The 19,950-nt window shown below is 50.0% G+C and carries 35 protein-coding genes; 5 read left to right on the top strand and 30 right to left on the bottom strand.

All coding sequences use genetic code 11. The features are described 5' to 3' along the window. From C1P89_RS22190 to dprA, 3 genes are read right to left on the bottom strand one after another with little or no spacing between them, the layout of a single operon-like run. Positions 1–543 carry a DNA topoisomerase family protein gene (locus C1P89_RS22190; RefSeq protein WP_001129716.1) on the bottom strand — a complete coding sequence of 181 codons (543 nt, stop codon included), beginning with the start codon at positions 541–543 and terminating at the stop codon, positions 1–3. 28 nt (positions 544–571) lie between these two features. Beyond that, complete coding sequence (smg, locus tag C1P89_RS22185; RefSeq protein WP_000460680.1) at positions 572–1,045, bottom strand: DUF494 family protein Smg; 474 nt, start codon at positions 1,043–1,045, stop codon at positions 572–574. Continuing rightward, complete coding sequence (gene dprA / locus C1P89_RS22180) at positions 1,017–2,141, bottom strand: DNA-protecting protein DprA (RefSeq protein WP_000228536.1); 1,125 nt, start codon at positions 2,139–2,141, stop codon at positions 1,017–1,019. Before dprA ends, smg begins: the two co-directional genes overlap by 29 nt. Before the next feature lie 129 nt (positions 2,142–2,270). Between dprA and def the strand changes: the two genes are divergently transcribed. From def to mscL, 5 genes are all read left to right on the top strand, one after another. Continuing rightward, positions 2,271–2,780, top strand: a complete 510-nt coding sequence (gene def / locus C1P89_RS22175) for a peptide deformylase (protein WP_000114986.1) — start codon at positions 2,271–2,273, stop codon at positions 2,778–2,780. Between the two features lie 14 nt (positions 2,781–2,794). Beyond that, on the top strand, positions 2,795–3,742 hold the full coding sequence (gene fmt / locus C1P89_RS22170) for a methionyl-tRNA formyltransferase (RefSeq protein WP_000004476.1): 948 nt from the start codon (positions 2,795–2,797) through the stop codon (positions 3,740–3,742). A gap of 45 nt (positions 3,743–3,787) precedes the next feature. Next, positions 3,788–5,077, top strand: a complete 1,290-nt coding sequence (gene rsmB / locus C1P89_RS22165) for a 16S rRNA (cytosine(967)-C(5))-methyltransferase RsmB (RefSeq protein WP_000744776.1) — start codon at positions 3,788–3,790, stop codon at positions 5,075–5,077. Positions 5,078–5,098: 21 nt separating this feature from the next. Further along, on the top strand, positions 5,099–6,475 hold the full coding sequence (gene trkA / locus C1P89_RS22160) for a Trk system potassium transporter TrkA (RefSeq protein ID WP_000691382.1): 1,377 nt from the start codon (positions 5,099–5,101) through the stop codon (positions 6,473–6,475). 129 nt (positions 6,476–6,604) lie between these two features. After that, positions 6,605–7,015 carry a large-conductance mechanosensitive channel protein MscL gene (gene mscL / locus C1P89_RS22155; RefSeq protein WP_000022439.1) on the top strand — a complete coding sequence of 137 codons (411 nt, stop codon included), beginning with the start codon at positions 6,605–6,607 and terminating at the stop codon, positions 7,013–7,015. On the opposite strand, the gene arfA is transcribed toward mscL, so the two are convergent. From arfA to rplB, 27 genes are all read right to left on the bottom strand, one after another. Continuing rightward, the gene (gene arfA / locus C1P89_RS22150; protein ID WP_000092696.1) at positions 7,012–7,230 is read right to left on the bottom strand and encodes an alternative ribosome-rescue factor ArfA; all 219 of its coding nucleotides are present in this window, start codon (positions 7,228–7,230) and stop codon (positions 7,012–7,014) included. The genes mscL and arfA overlap by 4 nt on opposite strands. 55 nt (positions 7,231–7,285) lie before the next feature. Next, positions 7,286–7,711 carry a Zn(2+)-responsive transcriptional regulator gene (gene zntR, locus C1P89_RS22145; RefSeq protein ID WP_000285607.1) on the bottom strand — a complete coding sequence of 142 codons (426 nt, stop codon included), beginning with the start codon at positions 7,709–7,711 and terminating at the stop codon, positions 7,286–7,288. Positions 7,712–7,721: 10 nt separating this feature from the next. Further along, positions 7,722–8,090 carry a DnaJ family domain-containing protein gene (locus tag C1P89_RS22140; protein WP_000266486.1) on the bottom strand — a complete coding sequence of 123 codons (369 nt, stop codon included), beginning with the start codon at positions 8,088–8,090 and terminating at the stop codon, positions 7,722–7,724. 106 nt (positions 8,091–8,196) lie between these two features. Next, complete coding sequence (gene rplQ / locus C1P89_RS22135; RefSeq protein ID WP_001216368.1) at positions 8,197–8,580, bottom strand: 50S ribosomal protein L17; 384 nt, start codon at positions 8,578–8,580, stop codon at positions 8,197–8,199. 40 nt (positions 8,581–8,620) lie between these two features. Continuing rightward, positions 8,621–9,610 carry a DNA-directed RNA polymerase subunit alpha gene (locus C1P89_RS22130; RefSeq protein ID WP_001162094.1) on the bottom strand — a complete coding sequence of 330 codons (990 nt, stop codon included), beginning with the start codon at positions 9,608–9,610 and terminating at the stop codon, positions 8,621–8,623. 25 nt (positions 9,611–9,635) lie between these two features. Continuing rightward, the gene (gene rpsD, locus C1P89_RS22125; protein WP_000135224.1) at positions 9,636–10,256 is read right to left on the bottom strand and encodes a 30S ribosomal protein S4; all 621 of its coding nucleotides are present in this window, start codon (positions 10,254–10,256) and stop codon (positions 9,636–9,638) included. A 33-nt stretch (positions 10,257–10,289) separates the two neighbouring features. Further along, complete coding sequence (gene rpsK / locus C1P89_RS22120) at positions 10,290–10,679, bottom strand: 30S ribosomal protein S11 (RefSeq protein ID WP_001029684.1); 390 nt, start codon at positions 10,677–10,679, stop codon at positions 10,290–10,292. Positions 10,680–10,695: 16 nt separating this feature from the next. Next, entirely contained in the window at positions 10,696–11,052 is a 357-nt protein-coding gene (rpsM, locus tag C1P89_RS22115) for a 30S ribosomal protein S13 (RefSeq protein ID WP_000090775.1), read from the bottom strand. Between the two features lie 146 nt (positions 11,053–11,198). Beyond that, the gene (rpmJ, locus tag C1P89_RS22110; RefSeq protein WP_000868187.1) at positions 11,199–11,315 is read right to left on the bottom strand and encodes a 50S ribosomal protein L36; all 117 of its coding nucleotides are present in this window, start codon (positions 11,313–11,315) and stop codon (positions 11,199–11,201) included. Between the two features lie 31 nt (positions 11,316–11,346). Further along, positions 11,347–12,678, bottom strand: coding sequence for a preprotein translocase subunit SecY (gene secY / locus C1P89_RS22105; RefSeq protein ID WP_001118867.1), 1,332 nt, complete (start codon positions 12,676–12,678; stop codon positions 11,347–11,349). 7 nt (positions 12,679–12,685) lie between these two features. Further along, complete coding sequence (gene rplO / locus C1P89_RS22100; RefSeq protein WP_001238917.1) at positions 12,686–13,120, bottom strand: 50S ribosomal protein L15; 435 nt, start codon at positions 13,118–13,120, stop codon at positions 12,686–12,688. 3 nt (positions 13,121–13,123) lie between these two features. After that, positions 13,124–13,303 carry a 50S ribosomal protein L30 gene (rpmD, locus tag C1P89_RS22095; RefSeq protein ID WP_001140433.1) on the bottom strand — a complete coding sequence of 60 codons (180 nt, stop codon included), beginning with the start codon at positions 13,301–13,303 and terminating at the stop codon, positions 13,124–13,126. A 3-nt stretch (positions 13,304–13,306) separates the two neighbouring features. Beyond that, a complete protein-coding gene (gene rpsE / locus C1P89_RS22090; RefSeq protein ID WP_000940121.1) occupies positions 13,307–13,810 on the bottom strand; it encodes a 30S ribosomal protein S5 in 504 nt (167 codons plus the stop codon). 14 nt (positions 13,811–13,824) lie between these two features. Beyond that, positions 13,825–14,178 carry a 50S ribosomal protein L18 gene (rplR, locus tag C1P89_RS22085; protein ID WP_000358314.1) on the bottom strand — a complete coding sequence of 118 codons (354 nt, stop codon included), beginning with the start codon at positions 14,176–14,178 and terminating at the stop codon, positions 13,825–13,827. A gap of 9 nt (positions 14,179–14,187) precedes the next feature. Further along, the gene (rplF, locus tag C1P89_RS22080; RefSeq protein ID WP_000091946.1) at positions 14,188–14,721 is read right to left on the bottom strand and encodes a 50S ribosomal protein L6; all 534 of its coding nucleotides are present in this window, start codon (positions 14,719–14,721) and stop codon (positions 14,188–14,190) included. Positions 14,722–14,733: 12 nt separating this feature from the next. Further along, entirely contained in the window at positions 14,734–15,126 is a 393-nt protein-coding gene (rpsH, locus tag C1P89_RS22075; protein ID WP_000062611.1) for a 30S ribosomal protein S8, read from the bottom strand. A gap of 33 nt (positions 15,127–15,159) precedes the next feature. Next, complete coding sequence (rpsN, locus tag C1P89_RS22070; protein WP_001118930.1) at positions 15,160–15,465, bottom strand: 30S ribosomal protein S14; 306 nt, start codon at positions 15,463–15,465, stop codon at positions 15,160–15,162. Positions 15,466–15,479: 14 nt separating this feature from the next. Beyond that, positions 15,480–16,019, bottom strand: a complete 540-nt coding sequence (gene rplE / locus C1P89_RS22065; protein ID WP_001096200.1) for a 50S ribosomal protein L5 — start codon at positions 16,017–16,019, stop codon at positions 15,480–15,482. A gap of 14 nt (positions 16,020–16,033) precedes the next feature. Beyond that, positions 16,034–16,348, bottom strand: coding sequence for a 50S ribosomal protein L24 (gene rplX / locus C1P89_RS22060; RefSeq protein ID WP_000729185.1), 315 nt, complete (start codon positions 16,346–16,348; stop codon positions 16,034–16,036). A 10-nt stretch (positions 16,349–16,358) separates the two neighbouring features. Next, positions 16,359–16,730: a 50S ribosomal protein L14 gene (gene rplN, locus C1P89_RS22055; protein ID WP_000613955.1), complete on the bottom strand. Its 372-nt coding sequence runs from the start codon at positions 16,728–16,730 to the stop codon at positions 16,359–16,361. A 164-nt stretch (positions 16,731–16,894) separates the two neighbouring features. Continuing rightward, on the bottom strand, positions 16,895–17,149 hold the full coding sequence (gene rpsQ / locus C1P89_RS22050) for a 30S ribosomal protein S17 (RefSeq protein WP_000130100.1): 255 nt from the start codon (positions 17,147–17,149) through the stop codon (positions 16,895–16,897). Next, positions 17,149–17,340 (bottom strand): 50S ribosomal protein L29, encoded by a 192-nt coding sequence (gene rpmC, locus C1P89_RS22045; protein ID WP_000644741.1) that lies wholly within the window; start codon positions 17,338–17,340, stop codon positions 17,149–17,151. The genes rpsQ and rpmC overlap by 1 nt, the downstream gene beginning before the upstream one ends. Further along, positions 17,340–17,750, bottom strand: a complete 411-nt coding sequence (gene rplP, locus C1P89_RS22040) for a 50S ribosomal protein L16 (RefSeq protein ID WP_000941212.1) — start codon at positions 17,748–17,750, stop codon at positions 17,340–17,342. The genes rpmC and rplP overlap by 1 nt, the downstream gene beginning before the upstream one ends. A gap of 12 nt (positions 17,751–17,762) precedes the next feature. Then, positions 17,763–18,464, bottom strand: coding sequence for a 30S ribosomal protein S3 (rpsC, locus tag C1P89_RS22035; protein WP_000529945.1), 702 nt, complete (start codon positions 18,462–18,464; stop codon positions 17,763–17,765). A 17-nt stretch (positions 18,465–18,481) separates the two neighbouring features. Next, on the bottom strand, positions 18,482–18,814 hold the full coding sequence (rplV, locus tag C1P89_RS22030) for a 50S ribosomal protein L22 (RefSeq protein ID WP_000447529.1): 333 nt from the start codon (positions 18,812–18,814) through the stop codon (positions 18,482–18,484). 14 nt (positions 18,815–18,828) lie between these two features. Further along, positions 18,829–19,107 (bottom strand): 30S ribosomal protein S19, encoded by a 279-nt coding sequence (rpsS, locus tag C1P89_RS22025; protein ID WP_001138117.1) that lies wholly within the window; start codon positions 19,105–19,107, stop codon positions 18,829–18,831. Positions 19,108–19,123: 16 nt separating this feature from the next. Then, a complete protein-coding gene (gene rplB / locus C1P89_RS22020; protein WP_000301864.1) occupies positions 19,124–19,945 on the bottom strand; it encodes a 50S ribosomal protein L2 in 822 nt (273 codons plus the stop codon). Positions 19,946–19,950 lie beyond the last annotated feature (5 nt).

Below are 19,950 nucleotides of genomic sequence, written 5' to 3'. Positions count from 1 at the left end.
TTATTCCGCCGAAACCGGCTTTCCACATTGTTTACTGGCACAAAAGTGTTTTACACCCTGCGCGGTTTTCTTTTCGATGAGTAGCGGATAATGACACTCAGGGCATTCTCCAGCTATTGGTTTGAAGTTAATGGCAAATTGACACTCCGGGTAGCGATCACAGGAGTGAAATGTTTTGCCATAACGGGAGCGGCGCTGGACCAGATGGCCCGTCCGACATTGGGGGCATGTAATTGCTGTTTCGTCCGGTTTATCGATAAGTTCGGTATGTTCGCATTCAGGGTAGTTACTGCAACCAATAAACATACCAAAGCGTCCCTGGCGTAATACCAGATTTGCGCCACATGCAGGGCAAACCTGCCCCTCCAGAACTTTGACAATATGTCCATCCGCTGAAGATTTCAGAAGACGGACGTAGTCACACGCCGGATACTGTGAGCATCCAAGAAACGGACCGTGTTTCCCGGATCGAATAACCAGTTCAGCCCCGCACTTTGGGCAGGACTCATTATTACGCACCGTGAACAGTGCTGATTTTGCCATAACAACTTATGCTGAATTAAAGAAATGATTAATGCAGCATACCTTCATTCACTTCAAAGAGTAATTCTTCCATTTGCTGGTACGCATTTTCGCACCCCGGGATGTTGAACAACACCATCAGGATCACCCATTTCAGATCATCCAGTTCGAACTCTGCGTTATCCAGCGCGAGCACTCGCTCTATCACCATTTCACGAGTTTCAAGGTTGAGCACCTGAATCTGCTCAAGGAAAAGCAGAAACCCACGGCAGCTGGCATCCAGTCGTTCACACTCTTCCGGTGTATAAATACGCATGGAGAGAGGATCCGAGGCCAGTTGCATCGGTTCTGCCAACCCTTCCTGATAATCAGCAAGTTTTTCCAGCCATAGCAGGGCATTGTAGATATCTTCTCGCTCAAAACCTGCGTCGGTAAGATCCTGTTCAAGTTTGTCTTGATCCACACGCAACTCAGCTTCAGTGTGAATATAGGTTTCAAACAAATACATTAGTACGTCGAACATGGCATGCCCTCCTCAATCGGACATAGCCGCCGGGTACAGCTGCGATCCATCCTGCTAACTCCAGTTCGAGTAGTTGAGTAACTACCTCTGGCACAGGTTGGCCGGCACGTTCAGCGACGACGTCAACAGGTGTTACCTCATCTCCTACGTTAGCCAGGAGCTCAGGAAATGGCAATGCCACGTCTTGCTGATCTGGTGAATAAAATGAATTTTCAGGGGCGTCTGGCAACCAGTGCAATCCAAATTGCAAGTTTTCCAGAATTTCTTCCGGTTCCGTCACAAGAATCGCACCTTGTTTTATTAACCAGTGAGGCCCTTCGCTTCCCGGATTCCCTATTGGACCTGGCAAGGCAAAAACTTCACGCCTCTGCTCAAGCGCACAACGTGCTGTCACCAGCGAACCACTGCGCAAAGCCGCTTCCACCACCAGTACACCTTTACTTAGACCACTGATAATGCGATTTCTTCGTGGGAAATTGTAAGCAAGGGGTGGAACATCGAGGGGAAATTCCGAGACGAGAGCTCCGCCATGTTCAAGCAGACTGGCAGCCAGTCGGGCATGGCGGCGGGGATGAATGGTATTAAGTCCATTCCCCAATACAGCAATGCTGACGCCATTTACCTGTAAGGCAGCTTTATGCGCCACACCATCGATTCCACGCGCCAGTCCACTCGTAATTGTCACTCCACGCGTCGCCAGAGTTTCGCAAAATAACCGTCCCCATCGCTCGCCATACCATGAATGCGCCCGACTCCCCACTACGGCAAGCTGAAATGAATGCAGCGCGTGCAGTTCTCCTTCAACAAACAGTGCGCCGGGGTAATCTGTCGTCACCAGAAGTTGAGGAGGATAAAATTCGCTGTCCGCAGGGATTAAATGATGGTTGGGTTGCTCCAACCAACAAAGTGAGCTTTCGATACTCTTTCGCGGAAATGAAAGAAAGCGTTGTGCCTGCCGCAATGTAAGCCCTGTTTGCTGCAATCCAACCGCATCAATTTGCGACTGTTTTGCCAGCCAGTGAGCTATACGGACCATATCATCGCCGTACAAGCTGCTGATACTCATTAAACGCAGCCAAATTTCTGTATCGACCATCCTTATCTCCCTGCCATAAGCAGCCTTAGCAATCTTTGCGATTGGTCAGTGATGCTGTCAATCAGAGGGGGATTTGTCTAGAATAGAAGAAATAATCTTTCTAACCCCTGAACACATCTCTGGAGATTTATGTCAGTTTTGCAAGTGTTACATATTCCGGACGAGCGGCTTCGCAAAGTTGCTAAACCGGTAGAAGAAGTGAATGCAGAAATACAGCGTATCGTCGATGATATGTTCGAGACGATGTACGCAGAAGAAGGTATTGGCCTGGCGGCAACCCAGGTTGATATCCATCAACGTATCATTGTTATTGATGTTTCGGAAAACCGTGACGAACGGCTGGTGTTAATCAATCCGGAGCTTTTAGAAAAAAGCGGCGAAACAGGCATTGAAGAAGGTTGCCTGTCGATCCCTGAACAACGTGCTTTAGTGCCGCGCGCAGAGAAAGTTAAAATTCGCGCCCTTGACCGCGACGGTAAACCATTTGAACTGGAAGCAGAGGGGCTGTTAGCCATCTGTATTCAGCATGAGATGGATCACCTGGTCGGCAAACTGTTTATGGATTATCTGTCACCGCTGAAACAACAACGTATTCGTCAGAAAGTTGAAAAACTAGATCGTCTGAAAGCCCGGGCTTAAGGATAAGAACTAACGTGTCAGAATCACTACGTATTATTTTTGCGGGTACACCTGACTTTGCAGCGCGTCATCTCGACGCGCTGTTGTCTTCTGGTCATAACGTCGTTGGCGTGTTCACCCAGCCAGACCGACCGGCAGGACGCGGTAAAAAACTGATGCCCAGCCCGGTTAAAGTTCTGGCTGAGGAAAAAGGTCTGCCCGTTTTTCAACCTGTTTCCCTGCGTCCACAAGAAAGCCAGCAACTGGTCGCCGATCTGCAGGCTGATGTTATGGTCGTCGTCGCCTATGGCTTAATTCTGCCTAAAGCAGTGCTGGAGATGCCGCGTCTTGGCTGTATCAACGTTCATGGTTCACTGCTGCCACGCTGGCGCGGTGCTGCACCAATCCAACGCTCACTATGGGCGGGTGATGCAGAAACTGGTGTGACCATTATGCAAATGGATGTCGGTTTAGACACCGGTGATATGCTCTATAAGCTCTCCTGCCCGATTACTGCAGAAGATACCAGTGGTACGCTGTACGACAAGCTGGCAGAGCTTGGCCCACAAGGGCTAATCACCACGTTGAAACAACTAGCAGACGGCACGGCGAAACCAGAAGTTCAGGACGAAACTCTTGTCACTTACGCCGAGAAGTTGAGTAAAGAAGAAGCGCGTATTGACTGGTCGCTTTCGGCAGCGCAGCTTGAACGCTGCATTCGCGCTTTCAACCCATGGCCAATGAGCTGGCTGGAAATTGAAGGACAACCGGTTAAAGTCTGGAAAGCGTCGGTCATTGATACGGCAACCAACGCTGCACCAGGAACGATCCTTGAAGCCAACAAACAAGGCATTCAGGTTGCGACTGGTGATGGCATCCTGAACCTGCTCTCGTTACAACCTGCGGGTAAGAAAGCGATGAGCGCGCAAGACCTCCTGAATTCTCGTCGGGAATGGTTTGTTCCGGGCAACCGTCTGGCCTGATAGTCCACTCTTCTAAGCCCGGTCTTACCGGGCATTTTTATACTTATGAAAAAACAACGTAATTTACGTAGCATGGCGGCCCAGGCCGTTGAACAAGTCGTCGAGCAAGGGCAATCATTAAGCAACATTCTGCCACCGCTCCAGCAAAAAGTTTCTGATAAAGACAAAGCACTTCTTCAAGAGTTGTGCTTTGGCGTACTGCGTACGCTTTCGCAGTTAGACTGGCTGATTAATAAGTTAATGGCCCGTCCGATGACCGGCAAACAGCGCACTGTGCATTACCTGATTATGGTTGGTTTGTATCAACTGCTTTATACCCGCATTCCACCTCATGCTGCGCTGGCTGAAACGGTTGAAGGCGCTATCGCAATTAAGCGTCCGCAACTTAAAGGGTTGATTAACGGTGTATTACGCCAGTTCCAGCATCAGCAAGAAGAGTTATTAGCCGAGTTTAATACCAGTGATGCACGTTATCTGCATCCTTCCTGGTTGCTGAAGCGTCTGCAAAAAGCGTATCCAGAGCAGTGGCAATCCATCGTCGAAGCCAATAACCAGCGTCCGCCAATGTGGCTGCGCGTTAATCGTACGCATCATTCCCGCGACAGCTGGCTTGCATTGTTGGATGAAGCAGGAATGAAAGGTTTCCCGCATGCGGATTACCCTGATGCTGTACGGCTGGAAACACCTGCACCTGTTCATGCGCTACCTGGTTTTGAAGACGGATGGGTTACCGTTCAGGATGCATCAGCACAAGGTTGCATGACCTGGCTTGCGCCACAAAACGGTGAACACATTCTGGATCTTTGTGCCGCCCCCGGCGGTAAAACAACGCATATCCTTGAGGTGGCACCAGAAGCGCAGGTTGTTGCGGTTGATATTGACGAACAGCGCCTCTCTCGCGTTCACGACAATTTAAAACGCCTTGGTATGAAGGCGACCGTGAAACAAGGTGATGGCCGTTACCCTTCCCAATGGTGTGGCGAGCAACAGTTTGATCGCATTTTATTAGATGCGCCTTGTTCAGCAACGGGGGTGATTCGTCGCCATCCGGATATTAAATGGTTACGTCGCGATCGCGATATCCCGGAACTCGCGCAATTGCAGTCTGAAATTCTCGACGCCATTTGGCCGCATTTAAAATCCGGTGGAACCCTGGTCTATGCCACCTGTTCGGTGTTACCGGAAGAGAATAGCCTGCAGATTAAAGCTTTTTTGCAACGTACCGCTGATGCCGAACTTTGCGAAACAGGAACACCAGAGCAACCGGGTAAACAAAATCTGCCTGGTGCCGAAGAGGGCGACGGCTTCTTTTACGCTAAGCTAATCAAAAAGTGATGAGATAACGGGTCGAGACTGATGAAAATTATCATTCTGGGTGCCGGCCAGGTTGGCGGCACACTGGCGGAAAACCTGGTTGGCGAGAACAACGATATTACTGTTGTCGATACCAACGGTGAGCGTCTGCGGACCTTGCAGGATAAATTTGACCTGCGAGTCGTGCAGGGGCATGGCTCTCATCCACGCGTATTGCGGGAGGCAGGTGCCGACGACGCCGATATGCTGGTTGCTGTAACCAGTTCAGATGAAACCAATATGGTTGCCTGCCAGGTAGCCTACTCACTTTTCAACACCCCTAATCGCATCGCTCGCATCCGCTCACCAGACTACGTACGCGATGCCGATAAGCTATTTCATTCAGATGCTGTACCGATTGATCATCTGATCGCACCAGAGCAGTTGGTTATCGATAATATTTACCGACTGATTGAGTATCCAGGCGCATTGCAGGTGGTGAACTTCGCTGAGGGTAAAGTCAGCCTCGCTGTAGTTAAAGCCTATTATGGCGGCCCGCTGATTGGTAATGCACTTTCGACCATGCGCGAACATATGCCACATATCGATACTCGTGTGGCAGCAATTTTCCGCCACGATCGCCCCATTCGTCCACAAGGTTCGACCATTGTTGAAGCTGGTGATGAAGTGTTCTTTATTGCCGCTTCACAGCATATCCGCGCGGTGATGAGTGAATTACAGCGACTGGAAAAACCGTATAAGCGGATCATGCTGGTTGGTGGCGGTAATATCGGTGCAGGGCTGGCGCGTCGTCTGGAAAAAGATTACAGCGTTAAACTCATCGAACGTAATCAGCAGCGCGCTGCCGAACTGGCGGAAAAGTTGCAGAATACGATCGTCTTTTTTGGTGATGCGTCGGATCAAGAACTGCTGGCCGAAGAACATATCGATCAAGTTGATCTGTTTATTGCCGTCACCAACGATGACGAGGCCAATATCATGTCCGCCATGCTTGCCAAACGTATGGGTGCGAAAAAGGTGATGGTATTGATCCAGCGTCGCGCTTATGTGGATCTGGTTCAGGGGAGCGTGATCGATATTGCAATTTCACCACAACAAGCAACTATTTCTGCGTTGCTTAGCCATGTGCGAAAAGCAGATATTGTTGGTGTTTCCTCATTGCGCCGCGGCGTAGCAGAAGCTATTGAAGCCGTTGCTCACGGTGATGAAAGCACCTCACGCGTTGTCGGCAGAGTCATTGACGAAATCAAGCTACCGCCAGGAACGATTATTGGAGCGGTGGTACGTGGAAACGACGTGATGATTGCCAATGACAATCTGCGCATTGAGCAAGGCGATCACGTAATTATGTTCCTCACAGATAAAAAGTTTATTACCGACGTCGAAAGACTCTTCCAGCCAAGCCCTTTCTTCTTGTAATTAATAAGGCGTCTAATGACGCCTTATTATTTCCCTTTGATTATCAAGGATTAATTAAATTCATTCCTGGCAGGAAAATGGCTTAACATTTGTTAGACTTATGGTTGTCGGCTTCATAGGGAGAATAACATGAGCATTATTAAAGAATTTCGCGAATTTGCGATGCGCGGGAACGTGGTGGATTTGGCGGTGGGTGTCATTATCGGTGCGGCATTCGGGAAGATTGTATCTTCACTGGTTGCCGATATCATCATGCCACCTCTGGGCTTATTAATTGGCGGGATCGACTTTAAACAGTTTGCTGTCACGCTACGCGATGCGCAGGGGGATATCCCTGCTGTTGTGATGCATTACGGTGTCTTCATTCAAAACGTCTTTGATTTTCTGATTGTGGCCTTTGCCATCTTTATGGCGATTAAGCTAATCAACAAACTGAATCGGAAAAAAGAAGAACCAGCTGCCGCACCTGCACCAACTAAAGAAGAAGTATTACTGGCAGAAATTCGTGATTTGCTGAAAGAGCAGAATAACCGCTCTTAACAAGCGCCTGAAAGCAGAAGACCAGTGGTAAAAAAGTGATTTACTTTCTTGCCACTGGCCTCCCAGTTCCCCCGATTGCCATGTTTTCCTTTTCGCATGTAACTGCCTTTCCCTTTCTTATTTTTCTCTACTCGCTGTCGGAATAAGGGATCATGTAGTAATGCTTCTATCGCATTATCCTTTATCTGCCCTTTAGTATGCTGATATCGGCTCATAAAAACTCCAGTTGGTTATTTAACGGCGCGAGTGTAATCCTGTCAGTGCAAAAAATCAACAGCCACTCTTAACGCCACTCGCCCCTTGTTCAAGAGCTTCAAGAATCGAGCAATAAACACTGCTATGGGCGGTCCCACAACAGGCATCGTTAAGGCGTTGCAAGGAACGCTGCATACTCTGCAACTCGGCTATCCGTGCTTCGACTTCCTGCAATCTTTCCTGCACAATGCCTTTTGACTCCTGACAGGTATGGTGTTCAGGATCGATGCGGATCGACAGCAACTCGCGGATCGACTCCAGACTGAAACCTAGTTGTCTGGCATGGCGGATAAATTTCAATCGCTGGAGATCGCTTTCGGTATACAGGCGAAACCCGCCTTCAGTACGCACTTCATGCTCCATCATCTGCTGTTTTTCGTAATAACGAATCGTGTCAGGTGTTACTTCCGCCATTTTTGCCAGCTCACCAATGCGATACATACATACTCCACTAGTTATCGTTGATTTTGTCCAACAACTTGTCAGCATAATCGCCGCGTAAAAAATCGGTACTCAATCCAGCTTGTCGCAGCTTCAATTCCAGTAATGACAATCGACGGCTAACCTCTTGATATTGCGGATCATCGTGACGGATACCTTTGAGAATATCCAGAAGCTGAATTGCTTCTCTCCGTTGCTCAAGTTCTGGCGGTAAGCAACCGGCATTCTTCAGCAAGCGATACCCCGCACGTAATTCCGGTGGCACGTGAGAATCATCATCCAGTATCAATGGTTCGCCGCTACCTGCCAGGTTATCAAACTCACCTTTCGCTTGCGCTTCTGCTATATGGCGCTCTGCCCACTGGTCAAGTAACCACATAAATACTCCAGGGGATGAACAAAAAGAGTACAGCTATTGTAGATAAGTGGGGATACTACGGGTATAAAAAAACCCGCCGGGGCGGGTTTTTTTACATTGCTTCAGATTACTCTGCAGCAGCTTCTGCTTTCTCTGAACGATCAACCAGCTCGATGTAAGCCATCGGCGCGTTGTCGCCTGCACGGAAGCCACACTTCAGAATACGAGTGTAACCACCGGCACGGCTCGCGAAACGCGGGCCCAGTTCGTTAAACAGTTTTGCCACGATCTCGTTATCACGAGTACGGGCGAATGCCAGACGACGATTAGCAACGCTATCAGTCTTGGCAAGAGTAATCAGCGGCTCAACTACGCGGCGCAGCTCTTTCGCTTTAGGCAGAGTCGTCTTGATGATTTCATGACGAACCAGTGAACCTGCCATATTGCGGAACATAGCCTGGCGATGGCTGCTGTTGCGGTTCAGTTGACGACCACTCTTACGATGGCGCATGACCTTATCCTTCTCAGTAAAACCTTAACCTGTGATCCGGTTACTCGTCAGCGATGCTTGCCGGTGGCCAGTTTTCCAGGCGCATGCCCAGAGACAGTCCACGGGAAGCCAGCACGTCTTTAATCTCAGTAAGAGATTTTTTACCAAGGTTAGGCGTTTTAAGGAGCTCAACCTCGGTACGCTGTACCAGATCACCGATATAGTGGATAGCTTCTGCTTTAAGGCAGTTAGCAGAGCGGACAGTCAATTCCAGATCGTCAACAGGGCGCAGCAGGATCGGATCGAACTCTGGTTTCTCTTCTTTCACTTCAGGCTGACGTACATCACGTAAGTCAACGAAAGCTTCCAGTTGTTCAGCCAGAATGGTTGCCGCACGACGAATCGCCTCTTCAGGATCGATTGTGCCGTTGGTTTCCATTTCGATGACCAGCTTGTCCAGGTCGGTACGCTGTTCTACACGCGCTGCTTCAACATTGTAGGCAATACGCTCCACAGGGCTGTAGCATGCGTCGACCAGCAGACGGCCGATTGGGCGCTCATCTTCTTCCGAATGAATTCGGGTAGAAGCCGGCACATAACCACGACCGCGCTGAACTTTGATACGCATGCTAATAGACGCGTTCTCATCGGTCAGGTGGCAGATCACGTGCTGCGGCTTGACGATTTCGACATCACCGTCGTGGGTGATATCGGCTGCAGTCACAGGGCCAATGCCAGATTTATTCAAGGTAAGAATAACTTCATCTTTGCCCTGAACTCTCACCGCCAGCCCTTTCAGGTTGAGCAGGATTTCCAGGATATCTTCCTGAACGCCTTCTTTGGTGCTGTACTCATGTAGTACACCATCAATCTCAACCTCGGTCACCGCGCAACCCGGCATCGATGAGAGCAGAATACGGCGCAGTGCGTTACCCAGAGTATGGCCAAAGCCACGCTCTAAAGGCTCAAGGGTCACCTTGGCGTGCGTCGAACTCACTTGCTCGATATCAACCAGGCGCGGTTTTAGAAACTCTGTCACAGAACCCTGCATTGTGTCCTCTCTTTGGTACTAAGCTTTACTTGGAGTAAAGCTCGACGATCAGGTGTTCGTTAATGTCCGCAGACAGATCAGAACGCTCCGGCTTACGCTTAAACGTACCTTCCATCTTGCCAGCATCAACTTCCAGCCAGGTTGGCTTTTCACGCTGCTCAGCCAGCTCCAGAGCGGCTTTCACGCGAGACTGCTTCTTCGCTTTCTCACGAATGCTTACAACGTCATTCGGACTAACCTGATAAGAAGCGATGTTAACAACACGACCGTTTACCATAATTGCTTTATGGCTAACCAGCTGACGTGCTTCTGCACGAGTGGCACCGAAGCCCATACGGTATACAACGTTGTCCAGACGACCTTCCAGCAGAGCCAACAGGTTTTCACCGGTGTTGCCTTTCAGACGTGCTGCTTCTTTGTAGTAGTTACGGAACTGACGCTCCAGCACACCATAGATACGGCGAACTTTTTGCTTTTCACGCAACTGCACACCATAGTCAGACAGACGCGGTTTACGCGCACCGTGCTGGCCAGGAGCTTGTTCAATTTTACACTTGGTATCGATCGCGCGAACGCCAGACTTAAGGAATAAGTCGGTGCCCTCACGACGGCTCAGCTTGAGCTTAGGACCCAAATATCTTGCCATTTTCTTTCTCCAACAAACCTGGAAAACGAGGCGTTATACGCGACGTTTTTTCGGCGGACGACAACCGTTATGAGGGATCGGAGTCACATCAGTAATGTTAGTGATGCGGAAACCTGCGGCGTTCAGAGCACGAATAGTAGATTCGCGGCCTGGACCCGGACCTTTAACCATAACTTCCAGATTCTTGATGCCGTATTCTTTCACGGCGTCAGCGCAACGCTCTGCTGCAACCTGAGCTGCAAACGGAGTGGATTTGCGAGAACCACGGAAACCGGAACCACCGGCTGTTGCCCAACCCAACGCGTTACCCTGACGATCAGTGATAGTCACGATGGTGTTGTTGAAAGAAGCATGGATATGAGCCACGCCGTCAGAGACTTGTTTTCTTACACGTTTACGTGCACGAATTGGTGCCTTTGCCATTATTCAATCACCCCGATTATTTCTTGATCGGTTTGCGCGGACCCTTACGGGTACGTGCGTTGGTCTTGGTACGCTGACCGCGAACCGGGAGACCACGACGATGACGCAAACCGCGATAGCAACCAAGATCCATCAGGCGCTTGATGCTCATGCTGATTTCACGGCGCAGATCACCTTCAACGACAAATTTGGCAACTTCGTCACGCAGCGTGTCGATTTGTCCTTCAGACAGCTCACTGATCTTAACATCTTCAGCGATACCCGCTGCAGCCAGGATGGCTTTAGAACGGGTCTTGCCGACGCCATAAATCGAAGTTAATGCGATTACGGCATGCTTATGATCAGGAATGTTAATGCCTGCTATACGGGCCACTATGCACTCCTACTATTTAATATGTACGTTCCATGCTGAAAAGCCCGTTTTCAGGATACTCAAATGGAAACGCACAGACATACAAAAGATTGGCTGGCTAATCTAGCCAGCTCAACCCAACTTTGCAAGAAAAATATGCGAAAAAATCAGCCTTGGCGCTGTTTATGCTTCGGCTCGGCACTGCAAATCACACGGATGACACCATCACGCTTAACGATTTTGCAGTTACGGCATAATTTCTTGACGGAAGCACGAACTTTCATTTTTACTCTCCGTAACTTCTCGGGCGACCAATTATCGGCCGTAGCCTTTCAGGTTCGCCTTCTTCAATGCAGACTCATACTGACTGGACATCATCAGAGTTTGCACTTGAGCCATAAAGTCCATAATCACGACAACAACGATAAGCAGTGAGGTCCCACCGAAGTAGAACGGTACTTTCATTGCATCACGCATGAACTCCGGGATCAGGCAGATAAAGGTAATATACAGCGCACCAACCAGGGTCAGGCGGGTCATTACTTTATCGATATACTTCGCCGTTTGCTCTCCCGGACGAATTCCTGGTACAAATGCACCGGACTTCTTCAGGTTATCTGCTGTTTCACGCGGGTTGAAAACCAACGCCGTGTAGAAGAAACAGAAGAAGATGATTGCAGACGCATAGAGTAACACATAAAGCGGTTGCCCAGGCTGCAAATACAGCGAAATTGTTGTCAGCCAGTTCCAACCAGTACCGCCCCCGAACCATGACGCGATGGTCGCCGGGAACAGAATAATACTGGAAGCGAAGATTGCCGGGATTACCCCCGCCATATTCACTTTCAGCGGTAAATGTGTGCTCTGTGCAGCATAAACACGACGACCTTGCTGACGTTTCGCGTAGTTTACCACAATGCGGCGTTGACCACGCTCAACAAATACAACAAAGAACGTCACTGCAAATACTAATACTGCAACCAACAGCAACACGAGGAAGTGCAGGTCGCCTTGACGCGCTTGCTCGATAGTATGGGCAATGGCTGGCGGGAGTCCCGCGACAATACCGACGAAGATAATGATTGAAATACCGTTGCCGATACCTCGTTCAGTAATCTGTTCGCCCAACCACATCAGGAACATCGTTCCTGTGACCAGACTTACAACAGCGGTGAAGTAGAATGCAAAGCCCGGGTTAATCACCAGGCCTTGCATACCAGGCATATTCGGCAGACCAGTAGCAATACCGATCGACTGGAATATTGCCAGCACCAGAGTACCGTAGCGGGTGTACTGGCTGATCTTACGACGACCAGACTCCCCTTCTTTCTTAATTTCCGCCAACGTTGGGTGAACCACCGTCAGCAGCTGGATAATGATCGACGCCGAAATATACGGCATGATCCCCAGAGCAAAGATAGAAGCACGGCTGAGAGCACCACCAGAGAACATGTTAAACATCTCAATGATGGTGCCTCGCTGTTGCTCAAGCAGTTTGGCAAGTACAGTGGCATCAATACCAGGGATCGGAATAAAAGAGCCAATACGGAACACAATCAGCGCACCGATAACAAACAGCAGTCTGCGTTTCAGCTCGCCTAAGCCACCTTTGGCACTTTGAAAATCTAATCCCGGTTGTTTAGCCATCTGCTACTTATTCCTCGATTTTACCGCCAGCAGCTTCGATAGCAGCACGAGCGCCTTTAGTAACACGCAGGCCACGAACAGTTACCGGAGTCGTTACTTCGCCAGCCAGGATCACTTTCGCGAACTCGATCTGGATACCGATAATGTTAGCCGCTTTCAGCGTGTTCAGGTCTACAACACCGCCTTCTACTTTAGCCAGGTCAGACAGACGAACTTCGGCTGTAATCGCTGCTTTACGAGAAGTGAAGCCGAATTTCGGCAGACGACGGTACAGAGGCATCTGACCACCCTCGAAACCGCGACGTACGCCACCGCCAGAACGAGACTTCTGACCTTTGTGACCACGACCACCGGTTTTACCGAGGCCAGAACCGATACCACGACCCAGGCGTTTACCCGCCTTTTTGGAGCCTTCGGCCGGAGACAGAGTATTTAAACGCATCTCTTACTCCTCAACTTTAACCATGAAGGAAACCGCGTTGATCATACCGCGAATAGCAGGAGTATCCTCGCGCTCTACGGTGTGACCAATACGACGCAGACCCAGGCCAAGCAGCGTTGCCTTGTGTTTCGGCAGACGACCGATTGCACTGCGGGTTTGAGTAATTTTAATAGTCTTTGCCATGGTTTATTTCCCCAGAATTTCTTCAACGGATTTACCACGCTTGGCAGCGACCATTTCTGGAGAATTCATATTTTCCAGGCCATCAATAGTTGCACGAACCACGTTGATCGGGTTGGTGGAACCATATGCTTTAGCCAGAACGTTATGAACCCCAGCGACTTCCAGAACGGCGCGCATTGCACCACCGGCGATGATACCGGTACCTTCGGAAGCCGGCTGCATGAATACGCGAGAACCCGTGTGAACACCTTTAACAGGGTGTTGCAGAGTGCCGTTATTCAGCGCGACGTTAATCATATTGCGACGGGCTTTTTCCATCGCTTTCTGGATCGCTGCTGGAACTTCACGCGCTTTACCGTAACCAAAACCAACGCGACCGTTACCATCGCCAACTACAGTCAGAGCTGTGAAGGAGAAAATACGACCACCTTTAACGGTTTTAGATACGCGGTTTACCGCGATCAGCTTTTCCTGCAGTTCGCCAGCTTGTTTTTCGATGTGAGCCATCTTACACCTCTACCTTAGAACTGAAGGCCAGCTTCACGGGCAGCATCTGCCAGTGCCTGGACACGACCATGATATTGGAACCCGGAACGGTCAAAGGATACATCTTTGATGCCTTTTTCCAGAGCGCGTTCAGCGACAGCTTTACCCACAGCTGCAGCCGCGTCTTTGTTACCGGTGTACTTCAGTTGTTCAGCGATAGCTTTTTCTACAGTAGAAGCAGCTACCAGAACTTCAGAACCGTTCGGTGCAATTACCTGTGCGTAAATGTGACGCGGGGTACGATGTACCACCAGGCGAGTTGCGCCCAGCTCCTGGAGCTTGCGGCGTGCGCGGGTCGCACGACGGATACGAGCAAATTTCTTATCCATAGTGTTACCTTACTTCTTCTTAGCCTCTTTGGTACGCACGACTTCGTCGGCGTAACGAACACCCTTGCCTTTATAAGGCTCAGGACGACGGTAGGCGCGCAGATCCGCTGCAACCTGGCCGATCACCTGCTTATCAACGCCTTTCAGCACGATTTCAGTCTGAGTCGGACATTCAGCAGTGATACCCGCAGGCAGCTGATGGTCAACAGGATGAGAGAAACCCAGAGACAGGTTAATCACATTGCCTTTAACCGCTGCACGGTAACCTACACCAACCAGCTGCAGCTTCTTAGTGAAGCCTTCGGTAACACCGATAACCATTGAGTTCAGCAGGGCACGCGCGGTACCAGCCTGTGCCCAACCGTCTGCGTAACCATCACGCGGACCGAAGGTCAGGGTATTATCTGCATGTTTAACTTCAACAGCATCGTTGAGAGTACGAGTCAGCTCGCCGTTTTTACCTTTGATCGTAATAACCTGACCGTTGATTTTTACGTCAACGCCGGCAGGAACAACGACCGGTGCTTTAGCAACACGAGACATTTTTTCCTCCGATTAGGCTACGTAGCAGATAATTTCGCCACCAAGACCAGCCTGGCGCGCTGCACGATCAGTCATAACACCTTTAGAGGTAGAAACAACTGCGATACCCAGACCCGCCATAACTTTCGGCAGCTCATCTTTACGTTTATAGATGCGCAGACCTGGGCGGCTGACACGCTGAATGCTTTCTACAACAGCTTTGCCCTGGAAATACTTCAGAGTAAGTTCCAGTTCAGGCTTGGTGTCGCCTTCAACTTTAAAATCTTCAATAAAACCTTCTTCCTTCAGCACGTTGGCGATTGCCACTTTCAGCTTGGAGGAAGGCATGGTGACCGCAGCTTTGTTCGCGGCCTGACCGTTACGGATACGGGTCAGCATATCCGCGATCGGATCTTGCATGCTCATCTGTCTTTACTCCCGTGATTCAATTGGTGACAATTACCAGCTAGCCTTTTTCAGACCCGGGATTTCACCGCGCATAGCGGCTTCACGGACCTTAATACGGCTCAACCCGAACTTCCGCAGGAAACCATGCGGGCGACCTGTTTGACGGCAGCGGTTACGCTGACGAGACGGGCTGGAATCACGCGGCAGAGTCTGCAGCTTGAGAACAGCGTTCCAACGATCTTCGTCGGAAGCGTTCACATCAGAGATGATCGCTTTCAGTTCAGCGCGTTTCGCGAAGTATTTATCAGCTAAAGCTACGCGTTTTACTTCGCGTGCTTTCATTGATTGCTTAGCCATTTAGTAACCCTACCTTACTTGCGGAACGGGAAGTCAAAGGCAGCCAGCAGAGCGCGGCCTTCTTCGTCAGATTTCGCAGTAGTGGTAATGGTAATATCCAAACCACGAACGCGGTCGACTTTATCGTAGTCGATTTCTGGGAAGATGATCTGCTCACGGACACCCATGCTGTAGTTACCACGACCGTCGAAAGACTTAGCGGACAGGCCACGGAAGTCACGAATACGAGGTACAGCAATAGTGATCAGGCGCTCAAAGAACTCCCACATGCGTTCGCCACGCAGAGTTACTTTACAGCCGATCGGATAGCCCTGACGGATTTTGAAGCCTGCAACAGATTTGCGTGCTTTGGTGATCAGCGGTTTTTGACCGGAGATTGCTGCCAGGTCTGCTGCTGCGTTATCCAGCAGTTTTTTGTCAGCGATCGCTTCACCAACACCCATGTTCAGGGTGATCTTCTCGACCCGAGGGACTTGCATGACAGAATTGTAGTTAAACTCAGTCATGAGTTTTTTAACTACTTCGTCTTTGTAGTAATCATGCAGTTTCGCCATCGTACTACTCCAAATTACTTGATAGTTTCGCTGTTAGACTTGAAGAAACGGACTTTTTTGCCGTCTTCGAATCTAAAGCCTACACGGTCAGCCTTGCCGGTTGCCGCATTGAAGATTGCTACGTTGGAAACCTGAATAGCGGCTTCTTTTTCAACGATGCCACCCGGTTGGTTCAGGGCCGGAACCGGCTTCTGATGTTTCTTAACCAGGTTGATACCTTCAACAATGACCTTGCCGGAAGACAGGACATTCTTAACTTTACCGCGTTTACCTTTATCTTTACCGGTTAACACGATAACTTCGTCATCACGACGGATTTTCGCTGCCATGATTCGCTCCTTAGAGTACTTCTGGTGCCAGAGAGATAATTTTCATGAACTTCTCACTACGAAGCTCACGAGTTACCGGCCCAAAAATACGCGTACCGATAGGCTGCTCGCTGTTGTTGTTCAGAAGAACACAAGCATTACCATCGAAGCGAATGACAGAACCGTCCGGGCGACGAACACCCTTCTTGGTGCGCACCACTACCGCCTTCAGCACATCACCTTTTTTGACCTTACCACGCGGAATTGCTTCTTTGATGGTGATCTTGATGATGTCGCCTACGCCTGCGTAGCGACGGTGCGAGCCACCCAGAACCTTGATACACATTACGCGACGTGCACCGGAGTTGTCGGCGACGTTCAGCATAGTCTGTTCTTGGATCATTTTAGTGCTCCGCTAATGTCAACTACTACTGAGACCCGAAAATCAGGTCGTTAAAAATCCCCATATCGAGGGCGCGGCATTATAACACCGCTTCAAGGATATGGGTAGAAAAAATAAACGGCTCATTTCTGAGCCGTTTATTCGTATCGAGAGAGTGTACTGTATTACAGAACCGCTTTCTCTACAACGCGAACCAGCGTCCAGGATTTAGTCTTGGACAGCGGACGGCATTCGCGGATTTCAACCACGTCACCGATACCGCATTCGTTGTTCTCGTCATGTACGTGCAGTTTGGTCGTACGCTTGATGAATTTACCGTAGATCGGGTGTTTCACAAAACGTTCGATAGCAACAACAATGGATTTCTCCATTTTGTCGCTAACAACGCGACCTTGCAGAGTACGGATTTTATCGGTCATTACGCACCCGCCTTCTCGTTCAGTAAAGTCTTAACGCGTGCGACATCGCGACGCACTTGCTTCAACAGGTGAGACTGTTGCAGCTGGCCACTTGCAGCCTGCATACGCAGGTTGAACTGCTCACGCAGCAGGTTCAGCAGCTCGGTGTTCAGCTCTTCAACGCTCTTCTCACGCAGCTCTTTTGCTTTCATTACATCACCGTCTTAGTTACAAAGGTGGTTTTAATCGGCAGTTTCGCTGCTGCCAGCTTGAATGCTTCACGGGCCAGCTCTTCCGGAACACCGTCCATTTCATACAGGACTTTACCCGGCTGAATCAAGGCAACCCAATACTCCACGTTACCTTTACCTTTACCCATACGCACTGCCAGCGGCTTTTCAGTGATCGGTTTGTCCGGGAACACACGGATCCAGATCTTACCTTGACGCTTAACTGCACGGGTCATAGCACGACGTGCTGCTTCGATCTGACGGGCAGTCAGACGACCACGGCCAACAGCTTTCAGACCGAAGCTGCCGAAGCTAACATCCGTACCCTGCGCCAGACCGCGGTTACGGCCTTTGTGCATTTTACGGAATTTTGTACGCTTTGGTTGTAACATCAGCGACGCTCCTTATTTACGGCCTTTACGCTGCTGCTTTTTAGGCTGAGCAGCCGGTTTTTCCGGTTGTTCAACAGCAGCCATACCACCCAGGATCTCGCCTTTGAAGATCCACACTTTAACGCCGATTACACCGTAAGTGGTGTGCGCTTCAGAGGTGTTGTAGTCGATGTCAGCACGCAGAGTGTGCAGCGGTACGCGACCTTCGCGGTACCATTCGGTACGTGCGATTTCCGCGCCGCCCAGACGGCCGCTAACTTCAACTTTAATACCTTTAGCGCCCAGACGCATTGCGTTCTGTACAGCACGCTTCATAGCACGACGGAACATAACGCGACGTTCCAGCTGAGAAGTGATGCTGTCAGCAACCAGTTTTGCGTCCAGTTCAGGCTTACGAACTTCGGCGATGTTGATCTGTGCAGGAACGCCAGCGATGTCCGCTACGACCTTACGCAGTTTTTCTACGTCTTCACCTTTTTTACCGATAACGATACCCGGGCGAGCAGTGTGAATGGTTACACGGATGCTCTTAGCCGGACGCTCGATAACGATACGAGATACGGACGCTTTAGCCAGTTCCTTAGTCAGGTACTGACGTACTTTAAAATCGCTGTCCAGGTTGTCAGCGAATTCTTTGGTGTTCGCAAACCAGGTAGAGTTCCATGGCTTTACAATACCCAAGCGAATACCATTAGGATGTACTTTCTGACCCATTGCTAGTCTCCAGAGTCTCAGCGATCGGACACAACCACAGTGATGTGGCTGGTGCGCTTCAGGATGCGATCTGCACGACCTTTTGCACGCGGCATAATGCGCTTCATGCTCGGGCCTTCGTCTACGAAAATTTTCGTAACTTTCAGATCGTCAATGTCAGCGCCATCGTTGTGTTCAGCGTTAGCAATGGCAGATTCCAGAACTTTCTTGACCAGTACAGCCGCTTTCTTGTTGGTGTAGGTCAAAATATCCAGAGCCTGCGACACTTTCTTACCGCGAATCAGGTCAGCAACAAGGCGAACCTTCTGAGCAGAAGAACGAGCATGGCGATGTTTAGCGATAGTTTCCATCTCTTCCTCCTACCTTATTTCTTCTTCGCTTTTTTATCAGCAGCGTGGCCGCGATAAGTACGAGTCGGTGCGAATTCACCCAGTTTGTGACCGACCATTTCGTCGGTCACAAATACCGGAACGTGCTGACGACCATTATGGACAGCGATGGTCAAACCGATCATGTTAGGAAAGATCGTTGAACGACGGGACCAAGTGCGCAGGGGCTTCTTGTCTCCGCTTTCCACCGCTTTCTCTACCTTCTTCAGCAAGTGCAGGTCAATAAAAGGACCTTTCTTGAGAGAACGTGGCATGGCTTATCCTCTAAAATTATTTGCTACGGCGACGTACGATGAATTTATCAGTACGCTTGTTGCTGCGGGTCTTCTTACCTTTGGTCTGAACGCCCCACGGAGTTACCGGGTGCTTACCAAAGTTACGACCTTCACCACCACCATGTGGGTGGTCTACCGGGTTCATCGCGGTACCGCGAACGGTCGGACGAACACCACGCCAGCGTGCAGCACCTGCTTTACCCAGAACGCGCAGCATATGCTCAGCATTGCCAACTTCGCCCAGAGTTGCACGGCAGTCTGCTTCTACTTTACGCATTTCACCAGAACGCAGACGCAGGGTGACATAAGCACCATCACGAGCAACGATCTGAACGTAAGTACCAGCGGAACGTGCCAGCTGACCGCCTTTACCTGGTTTCATTTCTACGTTATGAACAGTAGAACCAACCGGGATGTTGCGCATCGGCAGGGTGTTACCTGGTTTGATTGCAGCATCAACGCCAGACTGAATCTGGTCGCCAGCTTTCAGGCCTTTAGGGGCCAGGATGTAACGGCGTTCACCGTCTTTGTACAGAACCAGCGCGATGTTCGCGGAACGGTTCGGATCGTACTCAAGACGTTCAACAACTGCCGGGATACCGTCTTTGTTGCGTTTGAAGTCAACAATACGGTAAGCCTGCTTGTGGCCACCACCGATATGACGAGTGGTGATACGGCCATTGTTGTTACGACCACCGGATTTGCTGTTTTTTTCCAGCAACGGAGCAAAAGGTTTGCCCTTGTGCAGCTCAGGGTTAACCACTTTAACTACGTGGCGACGACCCGGAGATGTCGGTTTACATTTAACAACTGCCATTGTAT

The organism is Shigella sonnei, assembly GCF_002950395.1.
Lineage (GTDB): Bacteria > Pseudomonadota > Gammaproteobacteria > Enterobacterales > Enterobacteriaceae > ECMA0423.
This window is presented reverse-complemented; position numbering and strand designations above follow the sequence as displayed.